Origin of the sequence: Pseudomonas sp. S4_EA_1b, from assembly GCF_016307435.1 — a bacterium.
GTDB lineage: Bacteria > Pseudomonadota > Gammaproteobacteria > Pseudomonadales > Pseudomonadaceae > Aquipseudomonas > Aquipseudomonas rhodesiae.
Genome location: NZ_JAEILC010000009.1, coordinates 33,047 through 51,325, shown reverse-complemented (window position 1 = coordinate 51,325; position 18,279 = coordinate 33,047). Strand labels below are relative to the sequence as shown.

The 18,279-nt window shown below is 59.6% G+C and carries 14 protein-coding genes and 1 pseudogene; 3 read left to right on the top strand and 12 right to left on the bottom strand.

Translation table 11 applies throughout. The features are described 5' to 3' along the window. Nucleotides 1–111: 111 nt before the first annotated feature. From YA0848_RS02500 to YA0848_RS02470, 7 genes and pseudogenes are all read right to left on the bottom strand, one after another. Nucleotides 112–573, bottom strand: a pseudogene (locus YA0848_RS02500) (type I secretion system permease/ATPase); the annotation flags it as partial. Between the two features lie 104 nt (nt 574–677). Further along, a complete protein-coding gene (locus YA0848_RS02495) occupies nt 678–1,049 on the bottom strand; it encodes an AprI/Inh family metalloprotease inhibitor (RefSeq protein WP_034113656.1) in 372 nt (123 codons plus the stop codon). Nucleotides 1,050–1,098: 49 nt separating this feature from the next. Next, nucleotides 1,099–2,532, bottom strand: coding sequence for a serralysin family metalloprotease (locus YA0848_RS02490; protein ID WP_034097789.1), 1,434 nt, complete (start codon nt 2,530–2,532; stop codon nt 1,099–1,101). Between the two features lie 427 nt (nt 2,533–2,959). Then, complete coding sequence (locus tag YA0848_RS02485; protein WP_169902534.1) at nt 2,960–4,039, bottom strand: polyamine ABC transporter substrate-binding protein; 1,080 nt, start codon at nt 4,037–4,039, stop codon at nt 2,960–2,962. A gap of 60 nt (nt 4,040–4,099) precedes the next feature. After that, a complete protein-coding gene (locus YA0848_RS02480; RefSeq protein ID WP_040268299.1) occupies nt 4,100–4,441 on the bottom strand; it encodes a cupin domain-containing protein in 342 nt (113 codons plus the stop codon). A gap of 26 nt (nt 4,442–4,467) precedes the next feature. Beyond that, complete coding sequence (locus tag YA0848_RS02475) at nt 4,468–5,874, bottom strand: NAD(P)/FAD-dependent oxidoreductase (RefSeq protein WP_169902533.1); 1,407 nt, start codon at nt 5,872–5,874, stop codon at nt 4,468–4,470. 48 nt (nt 5,875–5,922) lie between these two features. After that, entirely contained in the window at nt 5,923–6,732 is an 810-nt protein-coding gene (locus YA0848_RS02470) for a helix-turn-helix domain-containing protein (RefSeq protein WP_034097782.1), read from the bottom strand. Between the two features lie 257 nt (nt 6,733–6,989). On the opposite strand from YA0848_RS02470, the gene YA0848_RS02465 reads away from it, so the two are divergent. Beyond that, on the top strand, nt 6,990–7,262 hold the full coding sequence (locus YA0848_RS02465; RefSeq protein ID WP_034097780.1) for a DUF1652 domain-containing protein: 273 nt from the start codon (nt 6,990–6,992) through the stop codon (nt 7,260–7,262). 58 nt (nt 7,263–7,320) lie between these two features. Here YA0848_RS02465 and YA0848_RS02460 read toward each other — a convergent pair whose 3' ends face one another. Continuing rightward, nucleotides 7,321–9,768, bottom strand: coding sequence for a UvrD-helicase domain-containing protein (locus tag YA0848_RS02460; RefSeq protein ID WP_198731219.1), 2,448 nt, complete (start codon nt 9,766–9,768; stop codon nt 7,321–7,323). Nucleotides 9,769–9,987: 219 nt separating this feature from the next. Here YA0848_RS02460 and YA0848_RS02455 point away from each other — a divergent pair, with 219 nt between their 5' ends. Next, nucleotides 9,988–10,683, top strand: a complete 696-nt coding sequence (locus YA0848_RS02455; RefSeq protein ID WP_169902531.1) for a pirin family protein — start codon at nt 9,988–9,990, stop codon at nt 10,681–10,683. A 109-nt stretch (nt 10,684–10,792) separates the two neighbouring features. On the opposite strand, the gene pgm is transcribed toward YA0848_RS02455, so the two are convergent. The 4 genes from pgm to YA0848_RS02435 all read right to left on the bottom strand — a co-directional run bounded on the left by pgm (nt 10,793) and on the right by YA0848_RS02435 (nt 17,092). Further along, complete coding sequence (pgm, locus tag YA0848_RS02450; protein WP_034113645.1) at nt 10,793–12,436, bottom strand: phosphoglucomutase (alpha-D-glucose-1,6-bisphosphate-dependent); 1,644 nt, start codon at nt 12,434–12,436, stop codon at nt 10,793–10,795. A gap of 98 nt (nt 12,437–12,534) precedes the next feature. Continuing rightward, nucleotides 12,535–13,941: an aminotransferase-like domain-containing protein gene (locus tag YA0848_RS02445; RefSeq protein ID WP_034097772.1), complete on the bottom strand. Its 1,407-nt coding sequence runs from the start codon at nt 13,939–13,941 to the stop codon at nt 12,535–12,537. Then, complete coding sequence (locus YA0848_RS02440) at nt 13,938–15,362, bottom strand: hypothetical protein (protein WP_169902530.1); 1,425 nt, start codon at nt 15,360–15,362, stop codon at nt 13,938–13,940. The genes YA0848_RS02445 and YA0848_RS02440 overlap by 4 nt, the downstream gene beginning before the upstream one ends. Nucleotides 15,363–16,069: 707 nt before the next feature. Beyond that, nucleotides 16,070–17,092, bottom strand: a complete 1,023-nt coding sequence (locus YA0848_RS02435) for a zinc-dependent alcohol dehydrogenase family protein (protein WP_034097770.1) — start codon at nt 17,090–17,092, stop codon at nt 16,070–16,072. Nucleotides 17,093–17,358: 266 nt separating this feature from the next. Between YA0848_RS02435 and YA0848_RS02430 the strand changes: the two genes are divergently transcribed. Continuing rightward, nucleotides 17,359–18,273, top strand: a complete 915-nt coding sequence (locus YA0848_RS02430) for a LysR substrate-binding domain-containing protein (RefSeq protein WP_034097768.1) — start codon at nt 17,359–17,361, stop codon at nt 18,271–18,273. The last annotated feature ends 6 nt before the right edge of the window (nt 18,274–18,279 follow it).

Genomic DNA, 18,279 nt, shown 5'->3' with positions numbered 1-18,279 from the left:
CTCAGTAGACCGTATTGTTTGCGCAACCCATTGATTTCAAATGGGCCAGCCTGTCCACCAAGCGCTACTGAGCGCCACCGAGATCCAGCAAAAATCGTCAGACGTTGATCACACGTTGAACAGGAAAATCACAAACAAGTAGATGGGAAACCACGGCGCATCGAAAAACGCGAACAGCGCCGGCCCGGTGATGAACTGGCGGATATGGGTCAAATCCCCCAGGGATTGCCCGGCATGCCCCTGGCCACGTTGCAGGTTGCGTTCGAACGCAGCTTTATACACGCGTAAGTTGAAACGCCGCTCTAACTGGCTGCCGATGCGGACCACGATAAAACTGCGGATGACTTCCAGGGTGCCAATAAACGCGAAGAAGCCGACGACCATCAACGTCAACATCACCAGAGTGGTTTCATTCTGGGAGGACAGCACCCGGTCATACACTTGCAGCATATAAATCGACGGCACCAGCATCAGCAGATTAATCAACGCGGTGAAACAGCCGATGCTGATCAGAATGCTCTTGTATTCACCCAGCGCTTTGAATAACGGCGCGACGGCATGGGGCTTTGCCATATCTTCTGCTCTTCCTTGAACCAAACGAGACGCAATAGTTGCCCCAACCCCTTATATAAGGAGTGGCCAACTAATAAGTACGGGTTATAGCGTTATAACTGCAACTAAGGTTTACGGTGCAGTCTCACTACAGCGCCGGTTGCTGTCTTAGCCTGATACTCGCCTTCTTTCTGCCGGTTCAGGTGAGTGATGCCCGTGCCTTCGGCGTTCATCAGCCAGATCCCGTCGGGGGTCGGCGACCAGCTCAAGGGCTTATCGCCCAACCATTGCGCCACACAGTCAACGTCGCCGCTCAAGGCGTTGGCCTGTTCGATCAGGTCCAGGGCGCATACCTGATCCTGTTGCTGCATCTGCCAATGCCCGGCCAGCTGGGCGCTGGAAGGTAAAACAAGACTGCTCGCCATGGCGTGGGCTCCTGCCGATACGCACGTCGCCTGCACCACGCAGGCGACTAAAAATAGGGAAAAACGCTGCATCTTTATGCTCCATCCTGGAGGCGCGGCGCCGGAACGCCGCGCCCGTGCATCACGCCACGATGTCGCTGACCGCTGCCTGGCCAACGGTGGTGACGAGGAAATCCGCCACGCCGTGCCCGGAGAAGTCGACCGCCAGAGTACCCAGGTTGGTGCCTGAGGCGTAGCTCAACACGGCGTCGCCGGCATGCCCAGTGAACGCATTGACGAAGGTCAGGCCCGCGCCTTTGGTGATGCCGCTGAGGTCGATCTTGTCCGCACCGGAGGTGAAGTCAAAGATTTTGTCCGCCGCACCGGGCTTGGAATCGGAACTGGCACCGAACACAAAGGTGTCGCTGCCCGCACCGCCCCACAGCTGATCCGCCCCGCCACCACCGTAGATCAGGTCGTTGCCGGCCCCGCCTTTGATGGTATTGGCCGCGTTATTGCCGATGATCAGGTCGTTACCCGCGCCACCGAACGCGTTTTCCACGGTCACGCCCTTGGCGATGGACACGTTGCCCACCAAGCCACCCACGTCGGAGAACGAGGTTTCATTGAGGTTGATTTTCTGGTTCTGGGTAAAACCGGAGAAGTCCAGGGTGTCGTTGCCGCCACCGTCCCATACCGAGAACACCAGTTTGTCGGCGTTGGAGGTGGCGCTGAGGAAATCACGCCCGGTGTTGGAGTTGAACCCGTAGGTGGTGTCGCCGGCACGGGTGCTGTAGTTGGCGCCGTAGAGCTTCTGGATCGCGGCGATGTCGTCGATCAGCGGGCCGGAGGCGTAGGCTTCCACGCCGCCTTTGCTGAAGTTCTGGTTGGTGTTGCTTTCGCTCCAGTAACTCATGACGCTGTAGCCACGCGTGTCCTGTCCATAGGACGCGTCGTTGTAGGTCGGGTTGCCATTCCCGGCGTTGTAGTCGCCAGGGTGAGCCAGGCCCAGGGTGTGGCCGATTTCGTGGGTCAGGGTCTGCCGGCCATAGTTGTTCAGGTCCGGGGTTTTGTTCGGCGTGTAGCTGCTGTTGGTCAGGTACCACGAGGTGCCGTCGTAACCTGCGCCGGTGCCGGGCAGGTAGGCGAAGGCCGCCGCGCCGTCCTGGCCACCGCTGTAGTTGCCGAAGGTCATGTGGGCATCACCGCCGCTGGCTTTCTCGGTGAAGGTGACATTGGCCACATCCGCCCAGGATTGCATGGCCAGTACGGCCTGTGCTTTCTGCTGCGCGTTGAACTGGCTGAACCCCGAGATGCCATGTTTGTTCATGGTGCTCGAAGAGGCCGAGGTCAGGAAGGTGTAGGTCAGATCGATCTTGCCGTTACCGTCGAAGTCCCGATACGCGGCACCGTCGCGCAGCAGCTGGGTGGCTGCCTGATCGACGGTGTAGGACGGTTTGCCATTGACCGTGAGGTTGCCGCCACGGTCATACAGATGGCTGAAGCTATCGATTTGCGAGTAAGCGGTGCTGGCTTGCGCCAGTGACACGATAGCTTTGTCTTTTACTTTTGACATAAACGTACTTCCTTGTTTGCAAGTGCATCAGTCTTTGGTCGATAGGAACCCCGCTGGCGAGATCGTCCTATCACTCGCCTCTTTTGAAGGCGTAAGAAAACTGACACAACTTGAAATCTTCCGTCTACATCTATTTGCCGGCTGAATAAGTGCAACGCAAACAACACTTGGAAGTCTCAGGCCGTATTCATTGGGCGTGGTGGTTGTCGTCCGACAAAAAACACAGCGCTCCTATTTAAATATTAAATAACCTTAACGCTGCTCAATTTGAACAGCGTCACACAAGAGGCTGGCGATTATATTGTCACGGTGTCATTGGCAACATTAAACCGCCACTACTTAAATGAATTAACCCGCTTGTCCCCCAATACCGGGACATAAGCAGAAGAGTACTTGTGGTGAGCGGGATTTCCCGCTCCACAGTGGCTCAGCGCCCGGTGCGAATGGTGTTCCACACCCGCGTACGAACACGGTCGATATTCAGCGGCATCGCTTCAAGGGCGAACAACTTGCCCATCATGTCCGAGCTTGGGTAAACCTTGGTATCGGCCTTGATGGCCGGGTCCACCAGGCTATCCGCCGCCTGATTGCCGTTGGCGTAGTGCACGTAGTTGGTGATGCTGGCCATCACCTCCGGGCGCAGCAGGTAGTTCATAAACGCGTAGCCGGCCGCTTCATTGGGGGCGTCGGCGGGCATGGCGACCATGTCGAACCAGATCGCGGCGCCTTCCTTAGGGATGTTGTAGCCGATATTCACCCCGTTCTTGGCTTCTTTGGCGCGGCTTTCGGCCTGCAGGATGTCGCCGGAGAAACCGACGGCCACGCAGATATCGCCATTGGCCAGGTCGGCGGTGTATTTCGAGGAGTGAAAGTAAGCCACGTAAGGGCGCACTTTCATCAGGAGGGCTTCGGCCTTTTTGTAGTCCTCAGGCTTTTTACTGTGGTGCGGCAAGCCCAGGTAGTTGAGCGCCGCCGGCAGCAGTTCCGGGCCGTTGTCGAGGATCGCCACGCCGCATTTCTGCAATTTGGCCATGTTTTCGGCTTTGAAGATCAAGTCCCAGGAATCCACCGGGGCATTGTCTCCCAGCACGGCTTTGACCTTGTCGATGTTGTAACCGATACCGGTACTGCCCCACAGGTACGGGAAGCCATGGGCATTGCCGGGGTCGTTGTTTTCCAGGGCATTGAGCAGCACCGGGTTGAGGTTTTTCCAGTTGGGCAACTGGCTCTTATCGAGTTTTTTCAGCGCACCGCCTTGGATCTGCCGGGCCATAAAGTGGTTGGATGGAAACACCACGTCATACCCGGATTTACCGGTCATCAACTTGCCATCCAGGGTTTCGTTGCTGTCGTAGACGTCGTAGGTAAAACCGATGCCGGTCTCTTTCTGGAAGTTTTTGGTGGTGTCCGGCGCGATGTAGTCCGACCAGTTGTAGATTTTCACCGTTTCGGCGGCCTGGCTGACGCAGGCCACCCACATCAAGGGCAACAGGGCAATGGCTTTCATGGTTCGATTTCCTGGCGGTTTTAGGGCTGTTGTTATGGCAGGCGATCAAGGATCAAAGCGTTACAGCATCAAGACGTAGGTCTTGCGCACCGTTTCCTGGATGTCCCAGATTCCGGTGCTGTTGGCCGGCAACATCAGTGCATCGCCGGCTTGGATGTGCAGGGTTTCACCGTTGTCGGGGGTGAAGGTGCAGCGGCCCTGTATAAAGTGGCAAAACTCCTGGGCGCGGATCTGGCGCCGCCAGCGGCCTGGGGTGCATTGCCAGATGCCTGTCTCGACGCCGTCGTTGCGCTCGACGCTCAAGGTGGACGCCACCGCGATCGGCTCGCCCAAGGGCACGGCGACCGGGGACGAATCCGGCAAATGCGCATTCAGCGCGTCTTTGAACTGAGTGATGCTCATGGGGGCTCCCGTGTGTATGAAACGACTTAGCGCATAAAACCTTCCATGAACCCCGCCACGCCCATGGCGAGCTTGCGCCGCCAGGGCGCGGTGTTGGGGTTGGCCAACACCTGGTCTTCATGGACAAAACTGCGGATGATCGCGTTGTAACCCAGCCAGCGACACGGCTCGGGCTCCCAGGACTTGAGGGCGTCCAGACCACCCTCGCGGATCACCCAGGGTTGGTAAGTCAGCGGCGTGTCACGGCCCAGAATCAGGTCGGCCAAGGTGCGCCCGCCCAGGTTGGTGGCACCGACGCCCTCCCCGCCGTAGCCGCCGGACAACGCGACACCGGTGCGCTGATCACACAGCATGTGTGGTCGGAAATGTCGCGACATGCCCAGGTTGCCGCCCCAGGAATGGGTAATCCGTACGGTCTTGAGCTGTGGGAAGAGTTCGCCAAACAGGTAGCGACGCAGTTGCACTTCGCTGTCGGTCAAATCGAAGTCATGGCGCAGCTTCCCGGCGAACTGGTACCCGCCCCGTGCACCGAACACCAAGCGGTTGTCGGCGGAGCGCTGGCCGTAGGTGACTTGGCGGCTGCTCTCACCGAACGCTTGGCCCTGACTGAGGCCGATCTCATCCCAAGTGCTGTTCGGCAGCGGCTCGGTGGCGACGATCAAACTTTGCACCGGCAGTTGGTAACGGCCCAGAGGTGGCAAGGTGTTGGCATAGCCCTCCACAGCCGGCACCACCCAGGTGGCGCGTACGCTGGCCTTATCAGTGCGCAGGCTGCCGGACTGCCAATGTGTGACGGGGCTGTTTTCATAGAGGGTGACCCCCATGCCTTCGACCACCCGCGCCAGGCCGCGCACTAGCCTGGCCGGTTGGATGGTCGCCACATGGGGGGCGTAGATCGCGCCATAGGGTTTGGCGATGCGAAGTTGCTCGGCCAGTTGCTGCGGGCTCAGCCAGCGATAGTCGGCTTCGGTCAGGCCCTGGGCGTAGAGTTTGTCCAGATAGCGGCGCAGGCTGGTTTCCTGCTCGGGGTAACGCGCGGCGCAATACAGCGCGCCGCCCTTGCGGTAGTCGCAGTCGATGCCTTCGCGGGCCAGTACCTGGGCCACCTCGTCGGGGATGCCGTGCAGCAAATCAAAGGAAGCACGGCGCTGCTCAGCAGACAGCCCGGCCAGCAGACGGTCTTCGCCCAACAGGTTGCCCATCAACCAGCCACCATTGCGGCCCGATGCGCCGAAGCCGGCGGTTTGCGCCTCGATGATTGCGATGTTCAGCTGCGGCGCCTGGCGCTTGAGGTAATAGGCCGTCCACAACCCGGTGTAACCGGCGCCGATAATGGCCACGTCGACATCCAGGTCGTGCGTCAGGGATGGCCGCGCCACCAGCGGCTCGCCCACCTGATCCATCCATAAACTGATATTGCGCCATGCCGACATGCCCTTCCCTCTACCGCGGTTCGATAGACGGGATCCTAGAGGGCGGTGTCAGGGGCTGTCTTGCGCGCGTGCACGCAGAGAAATTTGTTTGACGTAGGCCTTGGGCGACTGGCCGGTGTGCTGCCGAAAGGCATTGTAGAACGCTGAGAGAGAATTGAAGCCCGCGGCAAAGGCCAGTTCGTCGACCTTGATCGGCGCCTGGGCGGTGTTCAGCGCGGCCAGCAAATGCTGGAGGCGTGCCTGGTTGACGTAGCGGTAGAAGCTCTGCCCCAGCACCTGATTGAGCAAGTAGGAAATCTGGTTGCGGCTGTAGCCACATTCCTTGGCCACCCGCTGCAAGTCCAGTTCCGGGTCGAGATAGGGTTGCTTGCTGTCGAAATACTGCTGCAAGTCGTTGGCCATATGCCCCAGTTGTTGGGGCGACAGGCCCAGGCGGCTGACCGTGGGCCGCAGGGCTTGGGCCGGTTGCTCATGCACCAGCGAGGCGTATTCATTGACGCGCCAGATCAGCCCATCACGCACGGTAATCGCCTCGCTGGTGCGGAAGGACACCAGCCCCTGCCCCCCACGCAGCGTGATGCGGTACTGGATAAACGCCGTGTCGCCATCGGCACGGATGCGGTCGGTGTGCTCGATCGCCTCGTCCGCCGCACGCGGCATGCTCGCCTGTAGGTATTCGCGTAGCTCTGCGTAACCGATCACACGGTTCTGGAAAAAGTCGTGGTATTGGATATCCGGATGGTAGTAGGCCATTACTCCGTCCAGGTCGCGATGACGCCAGCAAAGGTGATGACGCAGCACCAGTTCGCCCGTGGCGTGGGTGAGCTGGCTGTCGGCGTCGGGGGCGATGTCGGGCATAAAGGGCTCTGGGGGTGGATAAAGCGTGGAGATTGCCGAAATTCCGCCCTGCCTTCAATGTGCAGGCACTGCAGGCGAATAATGGCCTTTAGCCAACTTTTGGACAGGGCATGATCCATGTCAAGGGAAAGGTAAACAACCGCCGAACGGGGCGAAAAAAGTCACATTGGCGTTGCGAACGAATGCTATTTTTAAGTCCTACACGCCTCGACCAGTGACGGTCCTGGCCCCCTGCCGCGAGCTAAAGGAAGCGCTCAATGAACAAGGTGGGCAACATGAACAAAGTGACGTTCCCCAACGCCTGCCAGCTGATGCGCTGGCATTTTCATCCGATGGGTTTTGAAGGCAGCATGGATGCGCCGGGCAGCATGGTCGCCCGCCTGTTCGACCGCGCCAGCGGCGAAACCCTGATCGCCATCGCCGGTATCCCCTGCGCCACGGTGATGAACGCCGCCGATGTCGAGCGGATTATCGAGGCGGTGGAGGATGAGTTGGAATCCTTTGTGCCGCCGCTCTCGTTGCAAGCCTGAACCGATTCACAGCACCGGGAGGGCATGCACCCTCCCGCAGGGCCACTGCATCAGGCCTTCAGTGACGGTGATCGTCGAAAAACGCCTTTTTGCCATCCACCCGCTCCGAGGCCCTGGGCATATTCGCCGCCTGGCCTTCGGGCTTCTCCACGTACCAATAGCAATGGCTGACCGCCCGCGTGATGCCGACGTACGCCAAGCGCAGCACCTCTTCCTTCTGCGCCGTGTCATAAGGTTCGTTGTCGCCATCCTTACCCAAGCCTGCCATGCGATACACCTGGTTTTTATACGGCGAGCGGGTGACGTGCTGACAATCCCCCAACAGGAAAACCGTGTCCGCTTGTAGGCCCTTGGCACTGTGAAAGGTCAGTTGCTTGAGCCGACGCGAGTTAGCGGGCAAGCTAGAATCCAGATTAACTACAGACTGAATATGCTCTTGAATCAATAACTTATCGCTACTTTTTCGATACAGCATCAACACTGTTTCGCCACGCTGATAATGCTCCAGCAAGCGTCGCCCCAATGCTGCATCGTCACGCTCAAGCACATTGACCGGCACCAGAGCCTTGGGCGCACCGCTGGCCTTGGCCTTCTTACCCGGGATCGACGGCGCGGCACGCACGATGTGCTCTGCCGCGTCGATGATGTGCTGGTGGCTGCGGTAATTCTCGCTCAGCATCACCCGGGTGGTGCTCGGTGACGGGAATTCCTGGTCGAAGGCCATAAAGTACTTGGGCGAACTGCCCCGCCAGCCGTAGATCGATTGCCAGTCATCACCCACACACAGCAACGACGAGTATTGCGCGCCGCGCCCCACGTGCATGGCCGGGCCGCGACTGCGGATCTCCCGCAGGCTGGCGCGAATCCATCCAACGATTTGCGGTGATACGTCTTGAAATTCGTCGATCATCAAGTGGGACAACGGTCTTAACAGCGGGTCGCTGAGCAGCTTGAGGTTTTCCGGGGTGTTTTCGCCGAACAGCGAGAACATGCGGTTGTAGGTCATGATCGGTGGCTTCTGGTCGAGCAAATGGTCTTCCAACGCCTTCCAGAAAATACTCAACGCTTCGAAGAACAAGCGGTCCGGGTCATCTTTGGCGAAGCTCATGCGACCTACGGCGCTGGGCACGTCCAGTCCGAGGTTCTCGATAAAGCCTGCGGCCGTGACAAAACAGTCCAGCAGCGGCGCCGATGTCAGCTCACCCTTGACCTTGTAATCAAACCCTGGCCCGGCACTGGCATCGTCGGCCAGGCAACTGAGCATGCGTTTGGACGATTCATAACTATCTAGCCATATCAATGGTTTACGACAGAAAGCTTGAAACAGGGTGCGCTTTACCGCCCACTCTGCGCGCACTGACAGCTTGGCATTGGGGCGGCTGACCTGGGGGTTTTCCCGTGGGTCGAAGCCCAGTACTACCCACGCGTCCAATTCGGCAATGTAGCCATGGCAGTGGAAATGCGCGCCATTGATTTCAACAGTTTGGCGATTCGGCTCAATGCCCTTGATCGGCCAGGCCCCGGCGCGAAACCACAGGTCCTCGATGAAATCGCACAGCTCTTCGTCACGCTGGGCGGCCAGCTCAGTCACTGCCACGCGTTTCTGCACGTCCGGATGGTCGCGCTCCAGTTCTTTGAGTTGTAACCCGTGGCGCGCCAGCGGCGCGATCAACTCGCGAAAACGCGGATGCTGGCGATGTAGACGCTGGTAGCAGGCGTTCAGGTGCTGGCACTGGGCATCGTTGATACGCAGATCGAACGGGTTGCTGTCGGTATCGTCGAAGCCCGCATTGAGGTTTTCGAACGCCTGCAAACGCTCGAAGCCCGGCAGGCTGTGCACCATCGGCAGGATGCGCGAGTGGAAGGTGCGCACCACCGCCTGTGCCTCTTTGGGATCAAGGGGTTGGCCCCACAGGCTCATAATTTCCATAAGCTTGCGAATGAAATCCTGGCGTGACTCGCGGGTAAACGTCACCACGGTCATCGAGCTGAGCTCGAAGCCCAGGTAATGGGTCAGCAGCAGAATACGCAACACCAATGACGTGGATTTGCCCGCGCCAGCCCCGGCGATCACCGAGGTTGAGGGGGTCTCGCTGAAGATCATCTTCCACTGCGCGGTACTCGGTTGAGCGTGGAGCGGTAGGAGACGGGCGACGTCGGCCTTGATGCGCTTCTTGATATCGGCGGTCAGCGGCAGGCGCCAGTCATCGAACAGGCTGTCGTCTATCCCGGGAGCTGTGTGCTCGTCCGGGCGGAAATCGCGGATCAGCAATACTTGTCGCCCCTCCTCGATGCCATCGGCCTTGCCCTCGCGATAACCGTATTCCACGCCTGCTTCATGCCCACTGCGAAAACCATCGGCTTGCCCGTGCAGCCAGGAAAACCGGTGCTGGGCGCGCAGACGGGTCAGGCCATGACCAAACAGGCGCGCCGCCAGGCGTTTGAACAACGGCATCTGAGCCAGGGGTAGCAGTTCTGGGGGCAGATCAGGCTTTTGTTGCGACACGCGGACTCCTGCAATGGGCTGGGCTGTGAGCAGTGCCCCATGGTCGCCGGAATCGCCGCGCAGTACCAGCCAATTGCTGTGCCATCAGGCAGTTAGGCGATGAAGTGAAAGTTGAAACGCGGCAATCCAATCGAATCAGTCGATAAGAATGGAGCGTTTTTTACGCTTTTTCTCGATCAAGCGCTGCTGGATGATAGGCACCATCCATAGGAGACGATCATGCTTGAACTGCGACCTTTCAGCGCCCTGGGCGGCGCCCACCACGGCTGGCTCGACGCCCATCATCACTTTTCCTTCGCCGACTACCACGACCCCAAGCGCATGCACTGGGGCAACCTGCGGGTATGGAACGACGACATTATTGCCCCGGGCACGGGCTTTCCCCAGCACTCGCACCGCGATATGGAAATCATCACTTATGTCCGCGAAGGCGCCATCAGCCACGCCGACAACTTGGGCAACAAAGGCCGCACCGAGGCAGGCGATGTACAGGTCATGAGCGCTGGCACGGGGATCGCCCACAGCGAATACAACCTGGAAGCCACACCGACCAAGATTTTCCAGATCTGGATTATCCCCAATGAAGCAGGCCTGCCCCCATCCTGGGGCGCCAAGCCGTTTCCACAGGGTGAGCGCGAAGGCTTCGTCACCTTGGCCAGTGGCAAGGCCGGCGATAGCGAGAGCCTGCGCATTCGTGCGGATGCGCGCCTGGTGGCGGCGAACCTGAAAGCCGGTGAAGTTGCTGAGTACCGCCTGGAGGGCGGGCGCCGAGCGTATCTGGTGCCGGCCACCGGGGTGATTGAGGTTAATGGTGTACGGGCGCACGCCCGCGATGGCTTAGCGATTGAGGATGAACAGCTGCTACGGGTTACGGCCATTGAGGACAGTGAGATCGTGCTGGTCGATCTCGCTTGACCTGACGCCTCACAGCCAAAATCGGCGGCGACGCCTGCCCCGATGGCGGTATTTCAGTCCTGAAATACCGCCATCGGGGGCAAGCCCCCTCCTACAAAGCGTTTCAGTGTTATTCGGCGATGGCGCCGTCTACCAACACCTGCGCCTCTTGCACCAAGCGCTTGAGGTGTTCTTCACCCACAAAGCTCTCGGCATAGATCTTGTAGATGTCCTCGGTGCCCGATGGGCGTGCGGCGAACCAGCCGTTTTCGGTCATCACTTTCAGGCCGCCAATGGCCTGGTTGTTGCCCGGCGCATGGCTGAGGATCTGCTGGATGCGCTCGCCGGCCAGTTCGGTGGAGGTCACCTGTTCCGGCGACAGTTTGCCCAGCAGGGCTTTTTGCGCTGGGGTGGCCTTGGCGTCGACACGAATGGCAAACGGTTCGCCCAGGGCATCGGTCAGGCCACGGTACAGCTGGCTGGGGTCCTGGCCTTTGCGCGAGGTCATTTCCGCCGCCAGCAACGCCGGGATCAAGCCGTCTTTGTCGGTGCTCCACACCGTGCCGTCTTTGCGCAGGAACGATGCACCGGCGCTTTCTTCACCGCCGAAGCCCAGGGAGCCTTCGAACAGGCCGTCGGCAAACCACTTGAAGCCCACCGGCACTTCGTACAAACGCCGGCCGATGCGCGCGGCCACGCGATCGATCAGGCCACTGCTAACCACGGTCTTGCCGACGGCCGCATCGGCGCGCCAGTCAGGACGGTTCTGGAACAGGTAATCGATGGACACGGCCAGGTAGTTGTTCGGCGCCAAGAGGCCGCCGGACGGGGTGACGATGCCGTGGCGATCGTGGTCCGGATCGCACGCGAAGGCCACGTCGAAACGCTCCTTGAGGCCGATCAAGCCTTGCATGGCGTAGCTGGAGGACGGGTCCATGCGGATCTGGCCATCCCAGTCGACGCTCATGAAGCGGAAGGTGGCGTCGACTTCGGTGTTCACCACCTCCAGGTTCAGACGGTAGTGCTCGGCAATCGCCGACCAATAGCGCACCCCTGCTCCGCCCAACGGATCGACGCCCAGGCGCAGGTCGGCGCTGCGGATGGCGTCCATATCGATCACGTTGATCAGGTCGGCCACGTAGCTATTGAGGTAGTCATGGCGATGGGTGGTGTCGGCTTTGAGCGCCTGGGCGTGGGTGATGCGTTTGACCCCAGCAAGCCGGTTGGCCAATAGCTCATTGGCCTTGGCTTCGATCCACTTGGTGACGTGGGTGTCCGCCGGACCACCGTTAGGCGGGTTGTACTTGTAGCCGCCACTTTGCGGCGGGTTATGGGACGGCGTGATCACAATGCCGTCAGCCAAGCCGCTGGTCCGCCCGCGGTTATAGCAAATGATCGCGTGGGAAATGGCCGGGGTCGGTGTGTATTCGTCGCCTTCGGCCAGCATGACGTGGACGCCGTTGGCGGCCAGTACTTCCAGTGCGCTGGCACCCGCGGGCGTGGACAACGCGTGGGTATCCAGGCCGACGAACAGCGGGCCGTTGATGCCCTGGGCTTCGCGGTACAGGCAGATGGCCTGGCTGATGGCCAGAACATGCCATTCGTTGAAGCTCAGCTCGAACGAATTGCCACGGTGCCCGGAGGTCCCAAACGCCACGCGCTGGGTGGAGATCGCTGCATCAGGCTGGCCGGTGTAGTAAGCCGTGACCAGTCGCGGGATATCCACCAGCAATTGGGCCGGCGCCGGTTTGCCCGCAAAAGGACTGATAGTCATGCATAAACCTCGGAAAGGAAGAATTCGGAAAAAATGCCAGTTTACTGAGAGTTGGACTACCGCGCGACGGTATCGATCCTACACACTCAACAGAATTTTCAACCCGTTTGCGCCTGGCGCAATGCGTCACTCAATGCCGCCAGCGCACTCTCCAGGCTCGGCTGTCCGTGAAAGGTATGGTTCAGGCGCAGATTTTGATGATGCAACCCGCTGACACTGAACAGCTCCCCCGGGGCGATCACCACCTGCCGCGCCAACAGATATTGGAATACCTTGCGCATGTCCACCGCGCGGGTCGAACCCAGCCAAAACGTGGCCCCGGCCGCAGGCACGCGGTACGTCACTTGTTCCCCCAGGTGCAGCGTCAGACGCTGCCCCATGTGCGCGGCTTGCTCGCGCAATTGCTGACGCAAATCACACAGGTGCTGGTCGATGCGAGTGCTCTGATATAGACGGGCGATGGCGCGCTGCCGGATCGACGATAAACGGAAAGATCGCAACAGGAACTGGCGCTGCAACTCTCGGCTCATGCGTCGACTCAATAAGTAGCCGTAGGGCGCTTCCGATCCAAGGATTTTCTCGAACGACGAAAACACGATCAGCCGTTCCGGGTTGACCAGGTCGCGCAATGGCGTATGCGGCACCTCCAGGCTCAACTCGCCGAGACTGTCGTTTTCCAGCAGCCAGCATCCGTAGTGGTCCAAGCGTCGCGCCACGGCCAGGCGATCCTCGGCCGACATCGCCACGCCTGAAGGCAGGCTGACCGCCGACGAGAGTAATACCAGGTGCACCGGCTCATCACGCAACAGTCGCTCCAGGTTTTCGCTGTCCAAGCGCGCTTGCGCGGTCCAGGGCAGCTCGATAACGCGCACACCGGCGTCCTGCAGCAGCCGCAGAATCAGCCAATCACAGGGCGACTCGACGATCACCGTGGTGCCTTTGAGCCCCAGCACTTCGATCAGAATATCCAGCACGCCACGCAAGTCGGCACCGATGTATACGTCGTCGGCATGCCAGCACCGCGTGGGTGACGAGGTATAACGCGCGGCCAGCGCCGCCCGCAGCTCCCACACCCCGCACGGTTGGGACCAGGGTTGCAGCTGGCCGGGATACTGGCGCACCAGTTCGCGCTCCAGGCGCAGCAAAGTGGCATTCAACGAAGCCTCTAGCGCAGGCTCATCGCCGCTGAGCACTAGCATTCCAGGGCGCCGGGCAGCGGCATAGAGCCGGTCGAGCAAGTCTCCACCCAGCCAGGCTGTCGGATTGGCCGACATCGGCCACGCGTAATAACCGGACTTGGCTACCGAATACACTCGCCCCTCCTTCTCCAGCAACGAGTAGGCGTATTGGATCGTTGAGATCGACACGTTCAGGCGAGCGGCCAACTGGCGCAGCGACGGTAACTTGACTCGGGTGTCCGTGCTGACTTCGTTGATCAGGTTGATCATGTAGCGATACACCGCCTGATACGCGAAATCCGCCTGGCGCTCGCCGCGAAGGGTCATCGCCCGGACAATTGAAAGGCCGGTGTCGCGCCATGAGACACGGCACGGGCAGTGCGCAGCTGACCATTGGCGCAGGTCAAGGGGCGTTTGCGATACAGATGTTGCAACAATGGCAGGGGTAAACCGCTGGTGTCGGTGAACCATTGTTGCAGCATCTCGGCCGATGGTTTGCCCTGCAACGCTTTGTGCAGTTCAGGCAGTGCTACCAGCATGCCGGGATGACATTGGCGCAAATAACCTTCCAGCCGCTGACCGTGATGAATGAACGGTGAAAACAACAGACAGATCAATTGAGTTTCATCCAGGCCGAAGAATTGCTGAGCGAAGGTACTGGCCAATAAACGACCTTCACGGGAACTGGCCTCGGCGAACAGCTCCTCAGGCATGTGCAGGCGTCGCATGTACTGGGCCGACTGTTGGATGAAGCCGTCGACGCCATCTTCATAATCGAGATCGCGCAGACATTCGGCCTGCAGGCCGCGCAGGTGGGCCATCAGCAACGGGTTGGAATAGCTTGGATGGCTGAAGTGAAAACCCAGCGGGTCGGGCGTATAGGCCATGAAATCGGACAACAGCGTCGCGGATTGCAAGTCGACGTCCTTGAGCAGATCGTCAATGCCGATGTAAGCCAGATGGCGGTGTCCCGAAGGGCTAGGGTTCTCATGGGCCACGTAGTGTTCGCCATAAACATCGCGGTAGTAACCGGTGCTCCACTCGTCCATGCGTGCGAACAATTCGGTGAGCGACCGCGCGCGCCCCTTGGCGGGGGGGACGCCAGCGCCTTCGGCGGTTCTTTTCAGCCAGGCGAGAAACTGGCTTTGCTTGCGTGGGGAGTCACCGCTGACCAACGCGTGAACGCCGCCGTTCCAAGTCGTGACGCGCTGGTAGAAATCGCCGAGGGCCAGGTAGGTTTCATTGCACAATGTCGCGCGACAATCACCGGAGCTCAGATGGCCCACCATCAGCATATTGCGCTGGCTGTTCGCACGCCCGACCGCAGATGCGGGGCGCAGGTGATTGAAGGGATGCACCTCCTGGTTTTCCACCATGAGCAATTCGACACGCGGATCATCATGGAGAAACAGGCGGCTGTAACCCTGATTGAGCGTTTCGAGCTGCCCCTCGGTCATACCGGCATGACGCAGCGTCGCCACGCGCAAATCGAAAGTCCGGGGTGCGCGGCCGGCGATGGTCAACTGCGCGGCGCGCAACAGCGCCAGGGTGTAACTGCTGACCTCGCCTGCGCCGTGAGCCACCAGCACTTTGTAATCCCCGACCTGCTCCATGCCTCCTGCGGCCACCACAATGCGTTGGACCAACAACTGGAGTGCCGTCCTGCCCGAACGAGTAAAGTGCCCGATCAAACGTTGCAGAACTTGCTGATAAACATGATTCATAGCCTGTTCGTGAATAGTGCTCATAGTTGTACTACCTGAGTTGAAATATCAGTTTCAAGCTACTGCTAAGAGTGTCTGCTTGATCCATTGCGCGTGTAGGAAATTCGCGCTTCGCACCGTGCGCCAATGAATAGACACTAGCACCGAGTCACGGGATGACTGGGATTACCCACTGCACAAAACGGCCAATGAAACACACGCAAGCCAATGATATAGATGGGTAAAACGCTTCTATCGACCACCCCTAGGAAGCCTCTGACAATGTCCTACACACTTCTAACCAATTATTTAAAGAAGCATCCGACAAATACACTCAAACAACTTTCCAGGTCCTGGCGCTGTGACTTTCCCTCAAAGCGTCTTACACCAAAAGTCCAGTTGATTGACGCACCCATAGTTCGGGTGACCATCGGTAGCCGCATCATGAATTCAATCATTGCTCAATCCTTGAGATGAATGTGAAGTCGCAATTATCAGTGCTGGATTAATGATTAATAGATACAGAAGTTGGTCGAAAACCAGTGCAGATGAACAGCCGAGGAGGTACCGAAGGGGCATACACGACGACGCCGCACTGGGTTTCAGTGCGGCGTCAGGGGACCAGGGCAGGATTCAGGGGCTGAAGGGCGTGATCGGCACCTCATGGGGGGCGAGGCTTAAGCCCTGTCAAATGGCGCATTTGCCCCATGCGCCATTGGATCGAACCAGCTGATTACGAATCTTCCTACGCGCTAAACAGCTTCAACCTGCAACGCTACACGTTCCCGGCACGGGCATTCGTCCATGTAGCGGTGCGCTTCCACGAACTGATTGAACGGAAACACCGTGGTTTTCAGCGGCACCAGCACGCGGTCGGCGGTCAGCTGGTTGATGTCACGCAAGGCCCGTTGCAAAGCGACCTGATCCTGGACAATGCCCAGTTCCGGCTTGCCGGTGAAATTGCCGATGCAGTGCACAAAGAACTGAATGTTTTTCTGGAATGCCGCACACGCAGGGAACGGCGTCTGGTTGCCGCCTTGCAGCCCGTACAGAACCAGACTGCCGCGCGGCGCCAGCACATCGCCTAGCAACGACATCTGCGGGCCACCTAAACCATCGAACACCACGTCGACGCCGCGATTGTCGGTGAACTTGTTGATCTGCATAAGCAGGTCCTGCTCCTCGGTGGCGATCACCTTCTCGGCCCCGAGGGACAGTAGGTACTCACGCTCGGCGCTGTCCTTGGTCGCAGCGATCACTCGCACACCCAGCGCCTTGCCCAGTTGCACAAAGGACGGACCGGCGCAGTGGCTAGCATCCGTGACTAACGCAAACTGCCCGGGTTTGACCCGTGCCAGATCCACGTAAGCAAAATAGGCAATCAACAGCGGCGTGTAATGCACGCTCGCTTCGATGGGGGTCAAGACGTCCGGGTAGCGCGTCAGGGCCGAACGAGGCAGGACGATCTGCTCGCCATACACCGGATAGTCATTGGGGCTCTCGGCCGGAAAACTGGCCACTTTATCGCCCACGGCCAAATCCTCCACGCCATCGCCCAAAGCGACGACCACCCCTGCCATCTCATGGCCCAGGCCAGAGGGAAGACGTGCATGGGAAGACGCCAGGTTCTGACGCCACAAAATGTCATACCAACTGATGCCAATCGCTTCGACACGCACCTGCACTTCGCCCGGTGCGGGCAGCGCGGCTGCATGCTCTTCGCATTTGAGCACCTCGGCCGGACCAAACTTGTGAAAACGGATCGTGCGGGACATCGCAAACCTCGCCAAATTAACCTCTAATGCCATGAACTTTATCTGGGCTTTCCTGGCAAGACCATCGGTCACCATTAATAGTCGACATGCCTGTCATTGATTCCGCGTCTGATGAATAGACCCTAAGTATCGTAGGAAAACTCAATTAGCCGGTGCAGAGTACCAGTCTTTCCCCGTAAGATTCATGCCGGTCATGCTTCAAGAGGGAACCCGAGGGCTCCCTGTGACTGCTCTCGTCAAGTTTGCTGACTCTTCCAGGACACAAGATGAACCGTAACGACCTGCGTCGTGTCGACCTGAACCTCTTGATCGTATTCGAAACCTTGATGCACGAGCGCAGTGTGACCCGCGCCGCCGAGAAATTGTTCCTCGGCCAGCCGGCCATCAGCGCCGCGTTGTCGCGCCTGCGCGGTTTGTTCGACGACCCGTTGTTCGTACGCACCGGCCGCAGCATGGAACCTTCGGCCCGCGCAGTAGAAATCTTTGCCCTGCTCTCGCCCGCCCTGGACTCGATCTCCACTGCGGTCAGCCGCGCCGCCGAATTCGACCCGGCGACCAGCAATGCGGTATTCCGCATCGGCCTGTCCGACGACGTTGAATTCGCCCTGCTACCCCAGTTACTCAAGCGCCTGCGCGCCGAAGCCCCCGGCATCGTGCTGGTGGTGCGCCGCGTCAATTACATCCTGATGCCGAGCCTGCTGGCCTCCGGCGAAATCTCCATCGGCGTCAGCTACACCGCCGACCTGCCGGCCAACGCCAAGCGCAAAGTGCTGCGCCGCAGCCTACCCAAACTCCTGCGTGCCGACAGCGTGCCCGGTTCCTTGAGCCTGGACGACTTCTGCGCCCGCCCCCATGCCCTGGTGTCGTTCGCTGGCGACCTGAGCGGTTTTATCGATGAAGAGCTGGAAAAACTCGGGCGCAAGCGCCACGTCGTACTCGCCGTGCCGCAATTCAACGGCCTGGGCACCTTGCTGGCCGGCACCGACATCCTCGCCACCGTGCCGGACTACGCGGCCGAAGCATTGACCTCGGCCGGCGGCTTGCGCGCAGAAGACCCGCCGCTGCCGGTGCGCAGTTTTGAACTGCACATGGCGTGGCGCGGTTCACAGGATAACGATCCGGGGGAGCGCTGGTTGCGGTCGCGTATTCAGATGTTCTTCGGGGACCCCGATAGCCTGTAATGGAGT

Coding starts and splice junctions, on each gene's coding strand:
- YA0848_RS02455 (WP_169902531.1), top strand. CDS start 9,988: ATGCTTGAACTGCGACCTTTCAGCGCCCTGGGCGGCGCCCACCACGGC.
- YA0848_RS02445 (WP_034097772.1), bottom strand. CDS start 13,941: ATGACCCTTCGCGGCGAGCGCCAGGCGGATTTCGCGTATCAGGCGGTG.
- YA0848_RS02495 (WP_034113656.1), bottom strand. CDS start 1,049: ATGCAGCGTTTTTCCCTATTTTTAGTCGCCTGCGTGGTGCAGGCGACG.
- YA0848_RS02430 (WP_034097768.1), top strand. CDS start 17,359: ATGAACCGTAACGACCTGCGTCGTGTCGACCTGAACCTCTTGATCGTA.
- YA0848_RS02465 (WP_034097780.1), top strand. CDS start 6,990: ATGAACAAGGTGGGCAACATGAACAAAGTGACGTTCCCCAACGCCTGC.
- YA0848_RS02470 (WP_034097782.1), bottom strand. CDS start 6,732: ATGCCCGACATCGCCCCCGACGCCGACAGCCAGCTCACCCACGCCACG.
- YA0848_RS02475 (WP_169902533.1), bottom strand. CDS start 5,874: ATGTCGGCATGGCGCAATATCAGTTTATGGATGGATCAGGTGGGCGAG.
- YA0848_RS02480 (WP_040268299.1), bottom strand. CDS start 4,441: ATGAGCATCACTCAGTTCAAAGACGCGCTGAATGCGCATTTGCCGGAT.
- YA0848_RS02435 (WP_034097770.1), bottom strand. CDS start 17,092: ATGTCCCGCACGATCCGTTTTCACAAGTTTGGTCCGGCCGAGGTGCTC.
- YA0848_RS02490 (WP_034097789.1), bottom strand. CDS start 2,532: ATGTCAAAAGTAAAAGACAAAGCTATCGTGTCACTGGCGCAAGCCAGC.
- YA0848_RS02485 (WP_169902534.1), bottom strand. CDS start 4,039: ATGAAAGCCATTGCCCTGTTGCCCTTGATGTGGGTGGCCTGCGTCAGC.
- pgm (WP_034113645.1), bottom strand. CDS start 12,436: ATGACTATCAGTCCTTTTGCGGGCAAACCGGCGCCGGCCCAATTGCTG.
- YA0848_RS02440 (WP_169902530.1), bottom strand. CDS start 15,362: ATGAGCACTATTCACGAACAGGCTATGAATCATGTTTATCAGCAAGTT.